Raw genomic sequence first — 16,945 nt, forward strand, 5'->3', positions numbered from 1 at the left:
AGATAATTCATAAAAAGAGTTGGAGGAAATCCGAAAAAGACTAAAAAGACTTAAACCCTACGTAAGCAAACGCCCATCCCCCTATCAATAGTTAGGTTGGGGTCGTTTGGTTAATTTTCCACCTGTGGGGCAACAGGTCGGAGAATCTGCCTTCATAGTTCATGTCGTTTAGTTTCCTCAGCACGTCGAGCAGCCAGTCACGTGGATTGACTCCATGCTTTTTGCAGGTGGCGAACAGGGAGTAGATCATGGCGGCGTTCTGGGCGGTGGCGTGGGTGCCAGCGAACAGGTAGTTTTTCCGGCCCAGGGCGATCGGCCTGATGGCGTTTTCTATCAGGTTGTTATCGATCTGCAGCTGTCCGTGGGCGGTGTACAGTTTCATGCTGTCCATGAGTGGGAGTGCGTATGCGATTGCCTTTCCTATTGGGGAGGAAGGGAGCACCTTGGGGTACTCGGCGAGCATCCAGTCGTGGAGCTCCCGCAGTACGGGCTGGGATTCGGCCACCCGCTTCTCGACGACGAGGTTTTCTGACAGGGGCGGTTCGGCTTCCCTGATCTGTTTTTCCACCGCGTACAGTTTGGCGATATGCGTCACCGCCCAGGTGGCCCTTTCCCTGTCGTAACCGGCGGCTTCGTCGAATTTGCGGCGGATATGGGCCATACAATAGTAATGTTTTATGGCCTTGTTGTTGCCAAACAGGCTCTGGTACACCTCATAGCCGTCTGTTTGGACCACTCCGGTATAGTTGGCCAGCATTTCCGCCGGGCCGGATTTGTTCCTGCTGGTCCGGTAGTCAAAGATTACCAGCCCATCCGCGGGTGCATGGTATGCCCAGATGTACCCCCGGTGGGTGGAACCCTTTTTCGATCCGTTTTCAAGCACCTGCATCCGGGTTTCGTCCGCCTGCAGGTAAAGGTTAGCGAGCGTTTCCCGTTTGAGTGCCTTGTAGAGGGGGGTGAGTGCCCTGCAGGCCGCGTTGGTGTTGTCGATGAGCGTGGAGGCGGGGATTTCGAGCCCTATCCGCAGGAACATCTGCCGCTGCCTGTAGAGGGGAAGGTGGTCGACGAACTTGGAGGTGAGCAGATGGGCCAGCACGGATTCGTCAAAGAGTCCCCTGTTGACGGTCCTGGAAGGGATGGGGGCGATCAGCACGCCCTTTTTGTCGGTTTGGGAGGGGTCGGTGAGAGCCCATTTCCTGCGGATGATCCTGCGGACCTTAAAACTGGCGGGCACCATCACCAACACCTCCTTGGTCTCCTCCCCGATAACTTTGTAGCCTTCAAGGTCTTGGTTGGGGTCTATGATCTCGATCTCCCGCTCCAGACTTTCGGGAAACACCATGCGGGGACGGCGTGCGGCTGCCTTCACGCGCTTGCGGCCCTGTATGTCCTGCTCGCGGTTGTTCTGCTCTGCCTCGGTGGCGGTAAGCTCCTCGGAGGCCCGCAGGTCGGCATCCCCGGCGCCCAGCGGGAAGATGCCCAGCTGCCCGGTTACCCGGTTGTCTGATTGACCCGAGGCGAACTTCCTGTACCGGAGTTCGGCCGCTTCCATGAGTGCGAGCTTGAGTTTGAGTTCCGTTTCCAGGAGCATGCGCGTGCTTTCGGCCAGCTGTTTTTGGCTTTCAAGGTAGAGCGTTTTGTAGTCCGTTACGGCTGTGTTCATAGTATAAAAATAAATACAAAAAATGACTTTTTGGCATATTAAGGGCATTTTTTTACAATCTTTTTCGCTTTTTTTTCAAGCGGAAACACTCCTTTCATACCGTCTTCTGAGCTGTACGGAAGCCAGCTTCACGCCCTGAAGAACCAGGCTCAGCTCCCGGGAGGATATTAACAGTTTCCCGTTTTTGGGACGCTCGAAAGTACCCGCCTCCAGGCGCTTGATGAACATGGCGTACCCGTCCCTGTCCCACTGGAGCAGACGCAGCTGGTTGCCGCGCTTGCCGATGAAGATGAACACGTCACCCGAAAGGGGATCAAGGCCCAGGTTGTTTTGTACAAGGCCGGCAAGGGAGTAAATTCCGCAGCGCATGTCAACGGGCTGCTGGTATAGAAAATAGCGCGCCGACGAGGAAAGGAACAGCATACCCTGTTTACGACATCAGTGTCCTGAGCCATGCGGCGTCCGGCAGGCGGTGAAAGGAAAGGCTGGCACCGTTGGGGAAGTTCAAGACCACAACAGGATCCGGTCCGGGGCCGTTGACGCGCAACTCAGTAAAACCCGTATCCGCATTTCCTTCCTGCCCAAACTTTTTGGACCAGTATCGGAACGTGGCGTACTTGACTGAGGCTTGCTTGCAGAACAGACCGACGGATATACCGCTGGCCTTCCAGTCTTCATATAGGGAATGATAATAATCCCTGGGGGAAATAGTTGTTTCTTGTTTCATGAGGGCAAAGGTCTGGAACTGCTACCAAAAAAAACAGATGGGGGTGGGCGTTCGCTTACAACCCTACAAAGTCGTTTGGGACAAAAATGACTTGGCAAGGCAGCCGCCCTGGGGAAATGAAATAAGTGAAGATGTTACCAACCTATCAAACTATTTCGTGACCTCAGATGGACGAGATTTGTTTGAAGTAATTTTCAGGGCAATTGAAATGGCTAAAAAGGAAAAATGCGAACTGATAATTGAATAAATAAAGACTGCTTAAGAATGAATTGCTTCCTACCGTCAGCTACGACATCTTATGTGTGCCGAGAGTAACGAACGGCTGAAAATCGTTACGCAACTGTTTATAAGATGGTGGAACCGACCCACTGGTGTTGTCCTACAGGGGAGAGCATCAAACCACCATAAGGTGCTTTGGTAAAGAGTCAAGGTATTGAGCGTTATGGAAAAGGCCACGTCAAGAGCGTGGTCAGGTAAGGATAAAGGAGATGAATGCAAATGAACCTCTGATGAAGTGTCCCTGATACTCAGGGCAGGCTGAGAAAGTGCTACATTCTGTCAAACTTGCCTACCGGCAGGCAGGAGTGTTTGAAGTATGACAAACATTACGAGTTCAGTGGTTACCTGTTTATTGACTGGACGGTCCCGATGCCTCGGGATCATTTAGGAGGCATAGCCTGTCCCGTATTTACGGGAACCTTTATTCGGGCTTATTTACGGAACTCGGGAACCTGGATCAAGATGCAAAGTGAAACGCACAATAAGATCAACTTAGAGGCAGAATAGCGATGTTTGGTTCAGGGACGGACCAATCCGTAGTAGTGTTGAAATTTCTGTAATAGAAACGGAGCGAAGGGATTGGCTTATACAGTTTTCATCAGTTTTACAACTCGCAAGAGGATGATTGAATTAGAGAAGACAAAATCAGTACCTATTACCAAAGAAATGGTATGGGAAGCTTACCTACAGGTAAAGCGGAAAGGGAAGAGTGCAGGAGTGGATGAACTAAGTATGTCAGTGTATGATATGCAAAGACATCGGCACTTGTATAAAGTCTGGAATCGCTTGGCTTCGGGTAGTTATTTTCCACCAGCAGTCCTACAAGTTGAGATTCCCAAGAAGAATGGATCTATGCGTCAATTGGGGATTCCAACGATCAGCGATAGGGTAGCTCAAACGGTCATTAAGAATCAGATAGAGGTAAGATTGGAAAAGATTTTTCATCCGGATTCCTACGGTTATCGTCCAAAACGGAGTGCCCATCAGGCGCTAGAACAGGTTCGAAATAACTGCTGGAAGTATGATTGGGTGATAGACTTAGATATCAAGAATTTCTTTGATGAAATAGACCATGTTAAGTTGCTCAAAGCGCTGAACAAACATGTGGAAGAAAAGTGGATATTCGAGTACATCAAAAGATGGCTCAATGCTCCATTGCAAACCAAAGAAGGTGAAGTTATAGCAAGAACAAAAGGCACACCGCAAGGAGGAGTGATCAGTCCACTTTTGGCCAATTTGTATTTGCACTATACCTTGGACGTTTGGCTTAAGACAATTGATTCTTCTATTAAATTTGTACGCTATGCGGATGATATTATCATTCATTGCCAGACAAAAACTCAGGCAGAAAAGAGCCTACAAAAAATAAAAGAAAGAGTGGAAGATTGTGGGTTGAGATTGCATCCTGATAAGACGAAAATCGTGTATTGCAAGGATTTCAAAAGGCGACAAAAGTATAGGGAAGTACAATTTGACTTTCTCGGATATACATTCCAGCCGCGTACTTCGAAATCCAAGAAAACAAAGAAACTGTTTCTAGGATTTGATTGTGCTATGAGCATCTAGTCAAGGTCACGAATATTCGACCAACTCAGGAAGATGGAAATCCCACGAATTCAATGTGACAGAATTGTAGGTATTGCCCATCATTTAAACCCAAAACTTAGGGGATGGATCCGTTACTTTGGTAAATACCGTGGCTATAGTCTATCCAAAGTGTTTTATATATTGCGTATAAAACTAATAAGGTGGGCAAGGTATCGCTACAAAAGGTATAGAAACAACCTTACAAAAGCTTATAAATGGTTGGACAGGGTTCGGATACAATATCCAAGTCTGTTTTATCACTGGCATGTGGGGTATTCTAATTAGGGATTAAAGATTGTATAAGAAGAGCCGTATGTTGGTAGACTCTAACGTATCCCTGTCAATCGAGATGATAGGCTCGAGGTGAAATCCCCCTTGCCTGCTCGCTGTGTGCTGTGAGTGAAACATCAGTTTCACGTAACTATTTATAAGATGGTGGAACCGACCCACCAGAATCCGCTTATAGGAGTTGGTTCTAAACCACTTTTCTAATGCATTCAAAGTGATTTGTTTGTGTGAAGCGAGAGAAGAAAAGGCAGACTGGATCTGTCAGGTGTTGATAAAAGAGATGATCGAAAGCGAACCTACCGACGAAGCGTCGAGAAGGCAAAAGATGTTGTCAAATCCGAGAAACGTCGAGTTCTCAGGGACAAGGATAGCGGAAACCTATTTACTGGCTATTCGGCAACCGTCGTATAGGGGGCATGACTTTTATCTGAGCTTATAGATGGAACGCAGGAAGCCTTACATTAATGTAAAAGGGAAAGATCAAGCAGAGCAACCGCAAGATGATTACCAATGTAGTGTAAGGTGGCGGACTAACCCGTAGTAGTGATGAATCTCCTGTAATGGGAGTGGAGCAAAGGGGTTAGCTAATTTAAAATACGATTTGCCAACTTGAAAGAGGATGAGCTTATATTTGTAAATTAAATTAGAAGAGCCGTATGATGGGAGACTATCACGTACGGTTCTGTGAGAGGGGAAGGGTGAAACTCCCTTTTCCTACTCGACACTGATCGTTAGTGGACCACAAAGCTGTTGTAATCCTGTAGGTGTAAATCCTTCCTAAATAATTTACTGTTCCACCTATGCAGTTTTTGGAATGTAAATCTAAGCCAATCACATTTTCACAGGCTTTTTCAATGATAGTTTGCTATTTTTCAGAGCTTAAAATGTTGAATATTACGGTATGTGTAATACAGGATGAAAGGAGGGTAACTGCTGTTTTCCTGGCTTAGCAGGACTCGTTTAACAGGGTAAATCATTTATGGCGGGTGATGTGCTAAATAGGAGTGATTTTTCAATTAAAAAAATAGAGGTGAAGTTGAAAGATTTGTGTTTCAAATTCGCCAAAAAACCATATACTTGCCGTTATAGGAAAGTGTAGGATAGCAATCAGAATATGGGATTAGATTATGGACAAATAATCAAAACTAAATCACTCAATCCTATTAACAATATTCAAAAATAATTATGTATTTGAAAAAGTTTAAAAATTGGATTTTTTCAGGTTTTCTATTGGTGTTACTTTATTCATGTACTTCCTTACAGGTAGCCCATATGACAAGTGCTAAGATGAATAAGCTTGAACTTGGTATGTCGAAAGAACAGGTTACTCAGATATTAGGAACTGACTATACAATTGCGGAAAAGCGATTAGAAGACGACAATGAAATAGAAGTTTTGTCTTATAGGGACCATTTTGAAAATGACGAATTTTATTTGTTTGTTTTTAAAGATCAAAAATTAGAAAAGTGGTATCGTGAATTGTTACCAAAAGAAAGAATTGAAAATAAGTAGTTTTTTGCTCAATGTTGATTTTGAGTGAAGCCTAAGACTAGGGTTAAGATTTAGTGTTTTTACAGGTTAAAATAAACAGACACCTAGCTCATTGCTAAAACTAAATTTGAGGGCCTTGAAGAGGAAATTGAAGTTAGACAAGCAAACGTTTGTATATAAAATGAGTGTTTACAATTAACGAAACTTTTTGTATCTTTAATTCGTAATTGGATTTAGAAATGATTGATGAAACGCTTTGAAACCAGGCTTTTAAAAGAAGCATTTGAATTTGTCCAAAAACAGGATTTAAAGGTCAGGAAGAAAATATTACAAAACATAAGAAGAGCTGAAGAACATTCTAACCCAAAATTCTTTAAAAAACTCACCAAGGAAATTTGGGAGTTTCGGATTTTATATTCGGGAATACAATACAGGTTATTGGCATTTTGGGACAAAGAGGATAAAACTGAAACGTTTGTTTTTGCCACACATGGAATTATTAAGAAAACGAGCAAAGTGGATAAAAAAGAGATAGACAAAGCGGAAAACATTAGAATAAATTATCTGAAGAGCAAAAAGCAATGAAAAGTTACAAATTGGAAGAAGCAGAAGACCTTTTGATTGGGGAAAAAGGAACTCCGGAAAGAGAGGAATATGAATTTGAGCTTAAACTTGAACTAATAGGGGATATGATTAAAACTGCCCGAAAAAAGAGAAATTTGACACAAGAACAATTAGGGGAATTAGTTGGCGTTAAAAAAGCTCAAATTTCAAGATTAGAGAATAGTACTGGAAATGTGACTTTTGAAACAGTAATGAGAATTCTCAATGCTTTGGGAGCAAAATTGAAATTAAACTTACAATTCTAATAAAGCGATTAGCCAAACAATTACGCGAATAAAGGCTTCGCTTTATTGTGTTCCTGAGCCATCAGAACCTCCAATAGTTATACACTAGGAGTGTTCAATAGTTTCTGTTAGTTGGTTCAGTAGATTATTTACATGGCGTCTTTGTGAAAAGTGAACGGATTGTTGGTCTTGTACCGCTTTTTAGTGCTTGCTTTATCGTTTTATTCCAAGCTTCATGAGGTTTCAAAAAACCTAAGACATGGGTGGCTCAGGCCTTCAAGTGAAGCCATTTTGGGAGATTGGATTGGTCATTTGTATCAACCGGACAAGCTAATCAAAATCACTGCTTAATTTTATCACTTGGTGGGCATACAAGAGGTAATAATAAAAGTACAAACCAGCGATAGAACGCATTAAAGATGCATATCAATTAATACTGAATGTCTTGAGCAATGTATAATACCCTTACATTAGCAAATATTTTAAAAGCGGATATTTGACTTATTTTTGTAAATTGACTTATATTATATAGAAAAATGATTACAAAAACAAAGCTTAAAGAACAAATAGAAAATCTCCCTGAGGAGTTTACCATTGAGGAGCTGGTTGAAAAACTGATTTTGATTGAAAAAATTGAACGTGGCAATCAGCAGTCTAAGAAAGGTGAAGAAATCTCTGAAGATGAACTTGAAAAAGAGATGAGTAAATGGTTCAAATAAATTGGACCTTTCAAGCCAGGGATGATTTGAAAAATATCGCCGAATACATTTCTCTTGACTCGGTAAAATATGCGAAATTACAAGTAACAAGAATAAAAATCAGAACACAAGTTCTCAAAAATCAAATTAGGTCTGGAAAAATCATACCTGAGATTAATGATCCGGAAATAAGGGAATTGATTGAAGGCAATTATAGAATAATCTATAGAATCAAATCAGATAATGAGGTAAGCATTCTTGCAGTTCATCATTCCTCAAGAGATTTAAATAAAAGAAAAGAGAAATTTAAATAAACACGATTGGCCAGCAATTATACTAGAATGAAGCGAAATAAGGCTTTGGTCTATTGTACTCCTGAGCCATAAGGAACTCCGGTAGCTATGCGTGATTGTTTACCCTTGTAAATATTTGGCTTAACCCCTATCTTACTGCCGTTTAATCTACTGATCAAGTTTTGACTCCTAGTTTAAATAAGCCCCAACTATGGTTGAAAGCAATTAAAGTGGCTATTTATTCTCAAAGATTAGAAAAGTTTTTTAGAAAAAACCTGTTCCTTTTCATTAATTAGCGTGCATGAGAAGAAGGCAAATAGTAGGGTAAGCAATGTTAAAAGCAATTAAGCTAGCTTAGTCAATTTACAAAACCCAAATATTTACCATGAGAAGTTTTTTGTTATTGCTTGCCGTATTCAGTTCATTGTCTTTACATGCCCAGCAAATTTTACCGGAGAATTGGGACCCTGTTGCCGAAGGAAATGCAGTACTTGAGCGATTGGTAAAAGTTACTGCTCCCGAAGTCAAGGGAGCGCATGATGCTGAATTTGTAATGGTGGGTGACTACGCCTATATAGTGGCTGAGGTAAATGATCTACAACCTGGCGAGAGTGGTAATTGGGACTTTATTTATTCTGCCATGTCTATAGTTAATTTAAAGACTTTAGAAACAGAAAAGATTATCCCCTTTGCACGTGGTGAACAAAGTTTTGAGAATGTTACCCTGCCAAAAGGGCAATGCTGGATACCGCGGATCATTCAGAAGGATAAGAAAACGCTTCGCATTTACTTTGTGAGCGAACTTTCAGGAGAAAACCCTCATTCTCAGGTATGGTACATTGATTATAATTTGCGCTCTGGAAGCTTTTCGAAGAAGATTTACAAAGCGAAAATCAAAACAGCCGCAGGCAAACAAGATTTTACCACTGAAAACTTTTATAGGGATGCCAAAGCCCAAGGCTTTAATAAAAAGCCGGTTGGATACGGTGCCTACCTTTTTGATTCCTTCAAAGAAATTGACGGGCGAATTTATGTGGCACTGAACAACTTCCCCGGTAAGCAAAATGCCTTGGCTGTAACAAACAAAAAGCTGGATACTTTTGAAGTGTTGGGTCATTTCAATAAACCGCAATCAGCGAATTTGTCTGAATCTTCTGTCAACCGGCTTCCTGATGGCAGATGGATGGCCATTTGTCGTAGCGATGAGGGAGACAGGAATTACTATATCAGCTATAGCAAAGACGCTCATGACTGGACCATTGGTCAACCAATTCCTTCCATTCCTAATGGGACAAGCTCAAAGCCAACATTTGATTGTTTCGATGGAATCTATTACTTAGGCTGGCAGGAAGCAAGCCAAGTGGATGGCGTTTCTCGTAGTGTATTTAATATTGATGTTTCTCGTGATGGGGAAAATTGGGAACGCAAATACAGCTTTAGGACCACCAAATCTTTTCAGTATCCAAGTTTCGCTAAACACGACAATAGTATCTGGCTTATCACAACACAGGGTGACTTTTCAGCCAGCCGTAAAGAGCGGATAATGTTTGGGAAACTGGAATAAGGGTTTTACTTTTAGTTCTTGTCTAATTTTTTCCATGTCGTACTTCCATGCTGGTAATAATTGAAACGATCGATGGATCCGAATTTGTCTTTTTCAAAATAGAATACTGCATTGGCATTGGGCCTGAAGAAGGTCAGGGCATGATCGTACTTGACCTCATAGGAGGCGCCATTCCATGATTGTTCAAAATAGCATTTACCGTTCTCTATGGTCACCTTAATTCGGATGTCATTCCCAACCTCAAGCCCTTCGGCTTGCTGGTAGGTCCCTTCCAGTGTCAATGGTAGCGGAGCATTGGTGCTGCCTTCTAAGCGGTCTTCAGGGAAGATAACCTTTCGTTTTTGCATGTCATACTCGAGGTTAGCGGCCAATAAATAGAATTGTTCCAAACCTGCGGGAAGATTGTAAATCGTATCCCGTTCGGCTGACCATCGAGTGCCATCGTAAATACTGACATAACCCGCTCCAACCACCTTGAATTTGTCCTTATTAACAATAAGCCCTGTGTTTTCCTCAATACCAATTCCGAGGAGATTAGGATACTTTCTTTTGATCTCAAACATATCAAACTGTCTGTTTCTGGCGAGATGGTGTTGGTCAATGGCAATGTTTTCTACCAGGCCAAAACCTTCTGGGAAATCTCCAATCATCAAAGTGTGGTCTAGCGAATCTCCCCTGACAAGTAGGGAGCCCATGATAGAGGCACCGGCTGAGGTTCCGGCGATGATTTTCCCTGCATTGTAGATGGTTTTTAGGGAGGTGACGACTTGGGTGCCGAGGTAGGTTTTGGCCAGCCTCCATTGTCTGCCTCCCGTGATCCAGATCCCATCTGCTTTAAGCAGGATAGCATTTAAAGAATCCCCATTGGCAATTGTTTTGCTTCGTGTATGTACAATCTCAATGTTTTTAAAGCCATGATCCTCAAAAGGTTTTTTAATCCTGTTGAGGTCAAATTCAGTGTCAAGCAGATTGTCCTCCATGGCTGTAGGGATAATTACAATCTTACTTTCAAGCCCACCCACTAATCCTGAAAACTGTGTTAAAAAATAATCATTGGTACATTCTCCACCCATAATCAATAAAGCCCCAGCCTTAGGGGCATCCAATTGTTGAGCGTTTACACGGGAGAAAACCAATAAAATAAGTGCGACGAGTAAGACTTTGTATTTATTTGTATTCAATGGATTGTAGTGTTTTTTTTGGAACGGCAAGCAAATTAAGAAGCTTCACCTATGCGATTTTGAGCCATTCTGATTTCAAGGAGAATGTCACCTGCCTGTTTTAAGCTGATACTAATAAGCCACAGAAGGGCTATTTTCTAATTCAGGTGGATTGGTGGTAATGAAAGGTATTCTTTTAAAATGCAATTCGGGTAATACAACCTTGATTTCTTTTTCAGTTTCTTCTTCTTTCCAGTATACGATAAAGTTTACTATTACTGAGGTGAGCTAGAAACCTCGCTTTTCCAATTCATTTATTTGACTACGGAATTTCTTTGAAAACTTTAATATTGGTTCTCCTTCTTTATCAAAGCAGTCTCTATTGTAAGTTTGTAGCTCATCTCCACTTTTTAATTGGGAGGTTCTATATTGAGTGGACTTAAAGAAGCTTAACCAAACGTCTTTATAGCTCAGTTGCATGACCATAATATCTGGTTCGGTCCAAAGCTCAGGGTCTTCTGCTTTCAGCAAGTCATCAACGATAATTTTATCCAGAAAATTTCCTTTTAAATGAATAAGCAAATTCTGTTTAGCTCTTGTCATGGCAACGTACAAGAGTCTTATGTCCTGGCTATTTAAATGGGTAAGGTTTTGGAGGAGTAGAAAAACATTGTCAAATTCTTTGCCTTTGGCTTTATGTATGGTCGAAACAAAAATTGTATCCCCCTGATCAGTGATGAAATCTTCCAGCTTTGACTCACGAATAAAGAGGACAAGGTCCGTTTTGTATTTTCTTTTGGGATTGGATGCTTCAAATTCCTTAATAAGGTTAATGCAAATTTCAATCTTTGAACTCCCTCGATACTTTTCCCACAAAGCACGTTTGGCATTTCTCCAAACGTCATCATTTATCACAAAAACATCGTCGTCTAACTCCAATTGATTCAAAAAGAACCGAACCTCCAAAAGATTGTATAAATTAAAGCCATCATTGCTCTGAATTAATTTTGCCGGAATATTATTTTTAAGCAACAAGCCAGTGATTTGTAAAGCTTCATCATTTGATCTGGTCAATACACAGGTGGTTCCTTTGATTTCAGTGTTTCTGATGTCAATCACAAAAGGAGAAATCAGATGCTGGCCTTGGTATTTTACCATTCGTATTTTCCCATTTGTAGTTGAGACGGCTTTAATTGGACTGCTTTTTAATCGGTTTTGAAGTTTCTCAATAAACTGATTGGTGAATTCCACCAGGTTACTTTGGCTTCTGTAATTCTCTGTCAGTTCATATTTGATCGCCCGTTTTTCATTAATAAATTTTTGCAAGTATTTGGAATTGGCTCCTCTAAATTCAAATATATTTTGGTCGTCATCGCCAACAGCAATTACTCTCATGTCCTCATTTCGCTCCATTAATGCATTGACCAAGGCAAATTCATCCGCATCCATGTCTTGGGCTTCGTCTATTACCAAAACTGTCTTTGTAATCCTGTTGGCTTCTACTTCTCCATTGTTTATTTTTTCAACTGTTTTTTTAATTATGTCCAACGACTTATCTAAATTTCCAATTTTTCCAAGCAAGTCAAAACAGTAAGAATGGAAGGTTTTTATTTCGATGAAATTAGCAGCATTGCCAATTAAATTGAGTAATCTTTGTTTGAATTCTGAAGCTGCTGCCCTCGAAAAAGTAACCATAAGTAGCTGTTCGTGTTTCACATCTTCCATAAGAAGTAAGGAAGCCAATTTGTGGACCAACACCCTTGTTTTGCCACTCCCCGGACCTGCTGCAACCACTATATTCTTTGATTGATTGTCTTTTATGATCTTCAACTGTCGAGGTGAAAGTTCACCAAAAAGTTGTCTGAATTTAGTAGGTGTGATGTTTCTTTTGATTTCATTCTGTCGACTTCCTTTGAAGTATTTATTCAAAAAAACACTATAGTTCAATTGAAAATAATCTTCTACAAATTGTAAGGCTTCCTTGTAATCGCTGATCATTCTTTTGGCATATTCTCCTACGATGTGGATTTGCTGCACCTTGTTTTCATAGAATTGATTCAATTTCTGATAATCCTCGACCTTGTACCGGATTTTATTGTCTTGTTCAATTCTCTCAATGGTCAATGAGTTATAAACAACTAAAAAACCACCTTCAATTTTTATTGCTTCAATTCTCGATAAATAAAAAAGCGTGTCCTCGATGTCTTCAGTTGTGATATCGAGCTTAAATAGCAGAGGAGAATCTTCATAGGCTTTTTTAAGTTCATGAACCGAAAATTCAATCAGTACTTGCTCTTTGAACTGTACCTCATTCGAGGTTTTGGCGAAGCTTTTGGTATAGAGAAAATCTACAAGGAAAACAGCCAGTTCATGCCGTTTTTTTAATTTCGCTTTAAGGTTTTCCTTCGGCTGAATACATACAACGGCCAGGTGGCTTTTGGAATAGCCTTGTGTTTTCCGTTTGATCCAATTTTTGATTGCCCAAAAATTAACAATGGTTTTAATCTTATGGAGGCTTACTTCCTCACAGCCGCTTTCTTCGGCTTGTTCATTCAGTTCTTTTATATGAAATGACATTTCCTCTTCTTCAAATATTGAAAGAAGAAAGTTTTCAATTTTAACAAATGATTCCACAATGCTAAGAGATCTATTTTTGTGTTCCCCCTTTTTTATAAAAGCAGTTAAATCTTTGGCATCAGCCAAAATATTTTCTTCGCGAAGGAGGCGGATAATATTAATGACTTCTTCCTTAACAATTCCGAGGTGGTCAGAGATGTAATCTACCCGTGATTCTGCTTCTTCATTGTTTGAGTGACTTTTGCTTTTGCTGGAAAAAAGCTTTTTTATTATTCGAACGCCATGTTGTTTTTGTTTATCCTGAAATTTTTCCGAAGCGTTAATTTTATCAATGGCTTCCTGTGCATTTTTTGATAATATACTATTAGCGAAAATTCTAGGCATATTTTGCCCTCTTTTCAAGTAGCCAGCTTCTTCCAATGCTGAAATCGCTGTTTTGACTCTAGATTCAATTTGATCAATACTGTCATTCCAACCAGCTTTGCGGGCTATTTCCAATGCAGAATTTGATACCGAGGAGCGAAAGCGGGTGATATATTTTATAGCTTTCCAAACCTGTTGAATTTCTTTTATACTTAATTTGGTCTGATTGAGTAATATAAAGTGTTTACTAAGGTCATCTTCGTTAAATAATACAAAACAGTCTGCAGTAATATTTTCATCTCTACCTGCACGGCCCGCTTCTTGAACGTAGTTCTCAAGAGAATCTGAAATCTCGTAATGGACTACCATACCAACATCCTTCTTGTCGACACCCATTCCAAATGCAGATGTCGCCACCATTATTTGAATATCCCCATTAATAAAAGCATCTTGATTTTCAGATTTCTCCTGTTTATCCATTTTTCCATGGTAGGGTTTTGCCTGAAAACCATCATCGGATAAGCGTTCCGCTAACTTGTAGGCCTTATAGGTTCTTGATACATATATGATTGTTGGGCAGTTTTTTTCTTCAATTAAATTCCTTACTGTATTGTATTTTTGCTCTTCATCATCTTTAGGGTAGACCTTATAATGCAAATTTGTTCTTGAAGTATTCGAACTGAAAATCTCCAATTCCAGGGAGAGCTTTTCTTTAAAATAATCACGAATATCTTCAATGACTTTTTGCTTTGCCGTTGCGGTAAAACAAGACACAGGGATTCCTTCCGTTCTATTTTTTTTCACTTGTAAAGCGTGAATAAAATCCCCGATATATAAATAATCTACCCTGAAATCCTGGCCCCAAGAGGAAAAACAATGGGCTTCATCAATTACAAACCTGATAATATTCCTGCCAAGAAGTAAATGTTCTATGGTTCTAGATCGTAATGATTCCGGGGAAATGTAAAGAATGGATGCTGCGCCATTTTCTACCCTTTCAAAGGACTGGGCTCTCTCTATAGGGTCTAACAAGCCATTAATGGTAACGGCATCCGTTATTCCACTTTTCTCCAGATTGTCCACTTGATCCTTCATTAAGGATTGCAAGGGGGAAATTACAACTGTCAAACCTTTGGCATTTTCCCCAGCCATCAAGGCAGGAACTTGAAAAGTAATGGACTTGCCCCCTCCGGTAGGGAAAACGGCTAGAATTGACTTGTTGTTAATCGCTGCTTTTACGGCTTTTTCCTGTAAGGGCTCGTTTCCGAAAGTTCTGTAAGCGTCATAGCCAAAAAATCTTTTTAATCCCCTGTGAATATCCAAAGCCTGGTTGCAATAACCACATCCAGTGAGACAGGCATTGTTTCTTAACAAATACATTAACCTTTCCACCTCAGGGTAGTTTTTCAATACCCATGGTGGAGTGATTGAAAAACGACTTTTGGTATGTATCAATGAAAGGCAATAGGCCAACTCAATGGGATTATTAGCGATAAGATGCTTAAGGTTTGCATTACTACAAATCTCGGAATTGAATTTTTCACGAATCAAGGATTCTACCTCAACCTGTTTGCTTGCAAACCCAATAAAGGTGAAAAAAGCACTAAATTCTCTTTTATCTCTAAGCAGTAAAAAGTATATCCTTTGTAAGGATTCATCTGTCTGTTGGAAGGCTGCAATTTCATCAAAAAATAAATCCCTGGCTTTTATGGCGTCATTTAAAGGATTGTTTTTTTCTTCTGTTTGAAGTTTGTCATCTTTTAGTAAGGCATGATAAGGTTTTCTAGGAAATAATAGTGGAGATAAATATAAGGTGTCAATAATATTGGCAGCTTCGATTTTTACTTCGTTGAGATTCCTTTGAATGTACTTTAAATCATGATTGAAAATATTGTGGCCGCAAATAAATTGTGACCCATTAATAAAATTTGTGAAAGCAGTTATTGAAGGAGAATGAAATACTGCCCTATTGCTTTTAATACTCCCTATGTCCAAAACCTTTCGGGTTTTTGCATCTATTTCAGTATCTATGAAAGCAATTGATTTCATGATATATTTCCCGCTGAATTTATAGTGGGTTTAGTTTAGGTTAATTGTATAATAAAAGTTTAGCTAAGATAGTAATAAAAGATGGGTTTGGTGGTAGTTCCTATCTATGTGATTAATTTTCGTTTCTAGTCCTATTTTCAGTTAAATGTTCTGTTTTGTGGTGTGTATTTAAAGGATTGTTCGAATGAGGAGAGGTAAGATAAGGGCCGTGATTAATGTTTATCACAGCCCTATATTAAGTGGTTTTTTCTTATAGTTTTTCAATTACCTTATTTATTAAATCTGTTGTAGAACTGTAATCCAGGTCTTTTTCTTTGGCAATTTCTATAGCCTCTTTGGCGAGTTTTAATGATCTTGTATATTCTCCTGTTTTGAAAAGTAAAGCGGCGTAAGTGTCAGTGTTTGAGTAGTTTTTCTCCAATTTAATTGAGCGAATAACCCATTCTTTTGCCAGTTCTAATTTTTCTTTGTCATCCTCATTGCTGTAATAAGCCCATGCAAGAGAGTTTAAGTCTTTTGAACTGTTCCATATAAAACCAATGTCTTTGATTCGGTCGGTTTGTAACAAGCGATAGGGGTAAAGGGAATAACTAACTACAGCATCTGAGATCATCCCATCGACTAAATACAGCACCAATGGAGCTGAGGTAACATTGAATACATTGTCAAAGCCCTTCTCATCCTCCCCTAAGTTTGCATGAAGGTTTATTGCCTTGTCCCAATCATGGTGGTGCCCCTCGTCTAAGATATCGGCTAAGTTGTCTTCAGCGTCTACATTTATGGTTATTAGATTTAGCATCGACAAGTCGCAATCATTGTATCGGTTGATTAAATTGATGCAGGGATAACACCATTTTCCGCTCCAGGTAATGACCATAGTGGGAAGTGATTTGTCCAAGTCGTAAGTGTCATAGATCTCATTGAATGAAAAAGTTTCTTCACTTTCAATATCTGTTACGTTAACATCTATCTGGCTAAAGGATTGATTGAAAGAGATGAATAGTAAAAAAAGCACTAGTACTGAAATTGATTTTCTCATGGGGCAATTGTTTTAATTTTTATTAAGTGACGGATGTTTTTTTGTCTTTAACATTTAGTCCTTCTTTTTCTTGCTGTTTTGGGAACAATTTATACTGTTGAAAAATAGTGTACCTGGTTTAAAGCAAGTCAATGACTATTCGGAAAAGGACAGCTTCAGTTAGTTGAAAAAAACTTTGTTTATAATTAAAAGTTCAAAATACTATTTTTCAGTGGTTTGTTATAGCAATGAATAAAAAAAATACCTGTTTGGTAAAAAAAGGATATGCTTGAAGGCTTTGTTGCCTTTTTTTATCAAAAAAACCGCAAAAATATTGCTT

General features: G+C 40.0%; 15 protein-coding genes. 9 read left to right on the forward strand and 6 right to left on the reverse strand.

Annotated elements, in window-relative coordinates; translation table 11 throughout:
• Positions 1 to 91: 91 nt before the first annotated feature.
• The 3 genes from tnpC to tnpA form a co-directional block, all read right to left on the reverse strand.
• Positions 92 to 1,663, reverse strand: coding sequence for an IS66 family transposase (gene tnpC / locus AC0L7T_RS08610; RefSeq protein ID WP_473337324.1), 1,572 nt, complete (start codon positions 1,661 to 1,663; stop codon positions 92 to 94).
• Positions 1,664 to 1,738: 75 nt separating this feature from the next.
• Positions 1,739 to 2,086, reverse strand: coding sequence for an IS66 family insertion sequence element accessory protein TnpB (gene tnpB, locus AC0L7T_RS08615; RefSeq protein ID WP_473337326.1), 348 nt, complete (start codon positions 2,084 to 2,086; stop codon positions 1,739 to 1,741).
• A 7-nt stretch (positions 2,087 to 2,093) separates the two neighbouring features.
• Positions 2,094 to 2,390 (reverse strand): IS66 family insertion sequence element accessory protein TnpA, encoded by a 297-nt coding sequence (gene tnpA, locus AC0L7T_RS08620; RefSeq protein WP_473337328.1) that lies wholly within the window; start codon positions 2,388 to 2,390, stop codon positions 2,094 to 2,096.
• Here tnpA and AC0L7T_RS08625 point away from each other — a divergent pair.
• The 9 genes from AC0L7T_RS08625 to AC0L7T_RS08665 all read left to right on the forward strand — a co-directional run bounded on the left by AC0L7T_RS08625 (position 2,389) and on the right by AC0L7T_RS08665 (position 9,438).
• Positions 2,389 to 2,637: an Imm70 family immunity protein gene (locus tag AC0L7T_RS08625; protein ID WP_473342146.1), complete on the forward strand. Its 249-nt coding sequence runs from the start codon at positions 2,389 to 2,391 to the stop codon at positions 2,635 to 2,637. The two genes, tnpA and AC0L7T_RS08625, sit on opposite strands and share 2 nt — an antisense overlap.
• 653 nt (positions 2,638 to 3,290) lie before the next feature.
• Positions 3,291 to 4,235, forward strand: coding sequence for a group II intron reverse transcriptase/maturase (gene ltrA / locus AC0L7T_RS08630; RefSeq protein ID WP_473342148.1), 945 nt, complete (start codon positions 3,291 to 3,293; stop codon positions 4,233 to 4,235).
• 33 nt (positions 4,236 to 4,268) lie between these two features.
• The gene (locus AC0L7T_RS08635) at positions 4,269 to 4,541 is read left to right on the forward strand and encodes a group II intron maturase-specific domain-containing protein (protein WP_473342149.1); all 273 of its coding nucleotides are present in this window, start codon (positions 4,269 to 4,271) and stop codon (positions 4,539 to 4,541) included.
• A gap of 1,194 nt (positions 4,542 to 5,735) precedes the next feature.
• Positions 5,736 to 6,056, forward strand: coding sequence for a DUF3192 domain-containing protein (locus AC0L7T_RS08640; protein WP_473342150.1), 321 nt, complete (start codon positions 5,736 to 5,738; stop codon positions 6,054 to 6,056).
• A gap of 225 nt (positions 6,057 to 6,281) precedes the next feature.
• Positions 6,282 to 6,620: a type II toxin-antitoxin system RelE/ParE family toxin gene (locus AC0L7T_RS08645; RefSeq protein ID WP_473342152.1), complete on the forward strand. Its 339-nt coding sequence runs from the start codon at positions 6,282 to 6,284 to the stop codon at positions 6,618 to 6,620.
• Positions 6,617 to 6,904 carry a helix-turn-helix domain-containing protein gene (locus AC0L7T_RS08650; RefSeq protein ID WP_473342153.1) on the forward strand — a complete coding sequence of 96 codons (288 nt, stop codon included), beginning with the start codon at positions 6,617 to 6,619 and terminating at the stop codon, positions 6,902 to 6,904. The genes AC0L7T_RS08645 and AC0L7T_RS08650 overlap by 4 nt, the downstream gene beginning before the upstream one ends.
• 515 nt (positions 6,905 to 7,419) lie before the next feature.
• Positions 7,420 to 7,602: a hypothetical protein gene (locus AC0L7T_RS08655; protein WP_473342154.1), complete on the forward strand. Its 183-nt coding sequence runs from the start codon at positions 7,420 to 7,422 to the stop codon at positions 7,600 to 7,602.
• Complete coding sequence (locus AC0L7T_RS08660) at positions 7,590 to 7,895, forward strand: type II toxin-antitoxin system RelE/ParE family toxin (protein WP_473342155.1); 306 nt, start codon at positions 7,590 to 7,592, stop codon at positions 7,893 to 7,895. Before AC0L7T_RS08655 ends, AC0L7T_RS08660 begins: the two co-directional genes overlap by 13 nt.
• Before the next feature lie 364 nt (positions 7,896 to 8,259).
• Positions 8,260 to 9,438 (forward strand): sialidase family protein, encoded by a 1,179-nt coding sequence (locus AC0L7T_RS08665; RefSeq protein WP_473342156.1) that lies wholly within the window; start codon positions 8,260 to 8,262, stop codon positions 9,436 to 9,438.
• 11 nt (positions 9,439 to 9,449) lie between these two features.
• Here the strand turns inward: AC0L7T_RS08665 and AC0L7T_RS08670 are convergent, their stop codons facing one another.
• From AC0L7T_RS08670 to AC0L7T_RS08680, 3 genes are all read right to left on the reverse strand, one after another.
• Positions 9,450 to 10,619, reverse strand: a complete 1,170-nt coding sequence (locus tag AC0L7T_RS08670; protein WP_473342157.1) for a cyanophycinase — start codon at positions 10,617 to 10,619, stop codon at positions 9,450 to 9,452.
• Between the two features lie 267 nt (positions 10,620 to 10,886).
• Complete coding sequence (locus AC0L7T_RS08675; RefSeq protein WP_473342158.1) at positions 10,887 to 15,587, reverse strand: RecQ family ATP-dependent DNA helicase; 4,701 nt, start codon at positions 15,585 to 15,587, stop codon at positions 10,887 to 10,889.
• Positions 15,588 to 15,837: 250 nt separating this feature from the next.
• Positions 15,838 to 16,626, reverse strand: coding sequence for a hypothetical protein (locus tag AC0L7T_RS08680; RefSeq protein WP_473342159.1), 789 nt, complete (start codon positions 16,624 to 16,626; stop codon positions 15,838 to 15,840).
• Positions 16,627 to 16,945: the final 319 nt, after the last annotated feature.

It is taken from the genome of Cyclobacterium sp. 10D3-21 (assembly GCF_055809755.1).

Bases quoted from the DNA above. Each gene is read 5' to 3' on its own strand.
- tnpC (WP_473337324.1), bottom strand. From the start codon at position 1,663: ATGAACACAGCCGTAACGGACTACAAAACGCTCTACCTTGAAAGCCAA.
- tnpB (WP_473337326.1), bottom strand. From the start codon at position 2,086: ATGCTGTTCCTTTCCTCGTCGGCGCGCTATTTTCTATACCAGCAGCCC.
- AC0L7T_RS08625 (WP_473342146.1), top strand. From the start codon at position 2,389: ATGAGGGCAAAGGTCTGGAACTGCTACCAAAAAAAACAGATGGGGGTG.
- tnpA (WP_473337328.1), bottom strand. From the start codon at position 2,390: ATGAAACAAGAAACAACTATTTCCCCCAGGGATTATTATCATTCCCTA.
- ltrA (WP_473342148.1), top strand. From the start codon at position 3,291: ATGATTGAATTAGAGAAGACAAAATCAGTACCTATTACCAAAGAAATG.
- AC0L7T_RS08635 (WP_473342149.1), top strand. From the start codon at position 4,269: ATGGAAATCCCACGAATTCAATGTGACAGAATTGTAGGTATTGCCCAT.
- AC0L7T_RS08645 (WP_473342152.1), top strand. From the start codon at position 6,282: ATGAAACGCTTTGAAACCAGGCTTTTAAAAGAAGCATTTGAATTTGTC.
- AC0L7T_RS08650 (WP_473342153.1), top strand. From the start codon at position 6,617: ATGAAAAGTTACAAATTGGAAGAAGCAGAAGACCTTTTGATTGGGGAA.
- AC0L7T_RS08655 (WP_473342154.1), top strand. From the start codon at position 7,420: ATGATTACAAAAACAAAGCTTAAAGAACAAATAGAAAATCTCCCTGAG.
- AC0L7T_RS08660 (WP_473342155.1), top strand. From the start codon at position 7,590: ATGGTTCAAATAAATTGGACCTTTCAAGCCAGGGATGATTTGAAAAAT.
- AC0L7T_RS08665 (WP_473342156.1), top strand. From the start codon at position 8,260: ATGAGAAGTTTTTTGTTATTGCTTGCCGTATTCAGTTCATTGTCTTTA.
- AC0L7T_RS08675 (WP_473342158.1), bottom strand. From the start codon at position 15,587: ATGAAATCAATTGCTTTCATAGATACTGAAATAGATGCAAAAACCCGA.
- AC0L7T_RS08680 (WP_473342159.1), bottom strand. From the start codon at position 16,626: ATGAGAAAATCAATTTCAGTACTAGTGCTTTTTTTACTATTCATCTCT.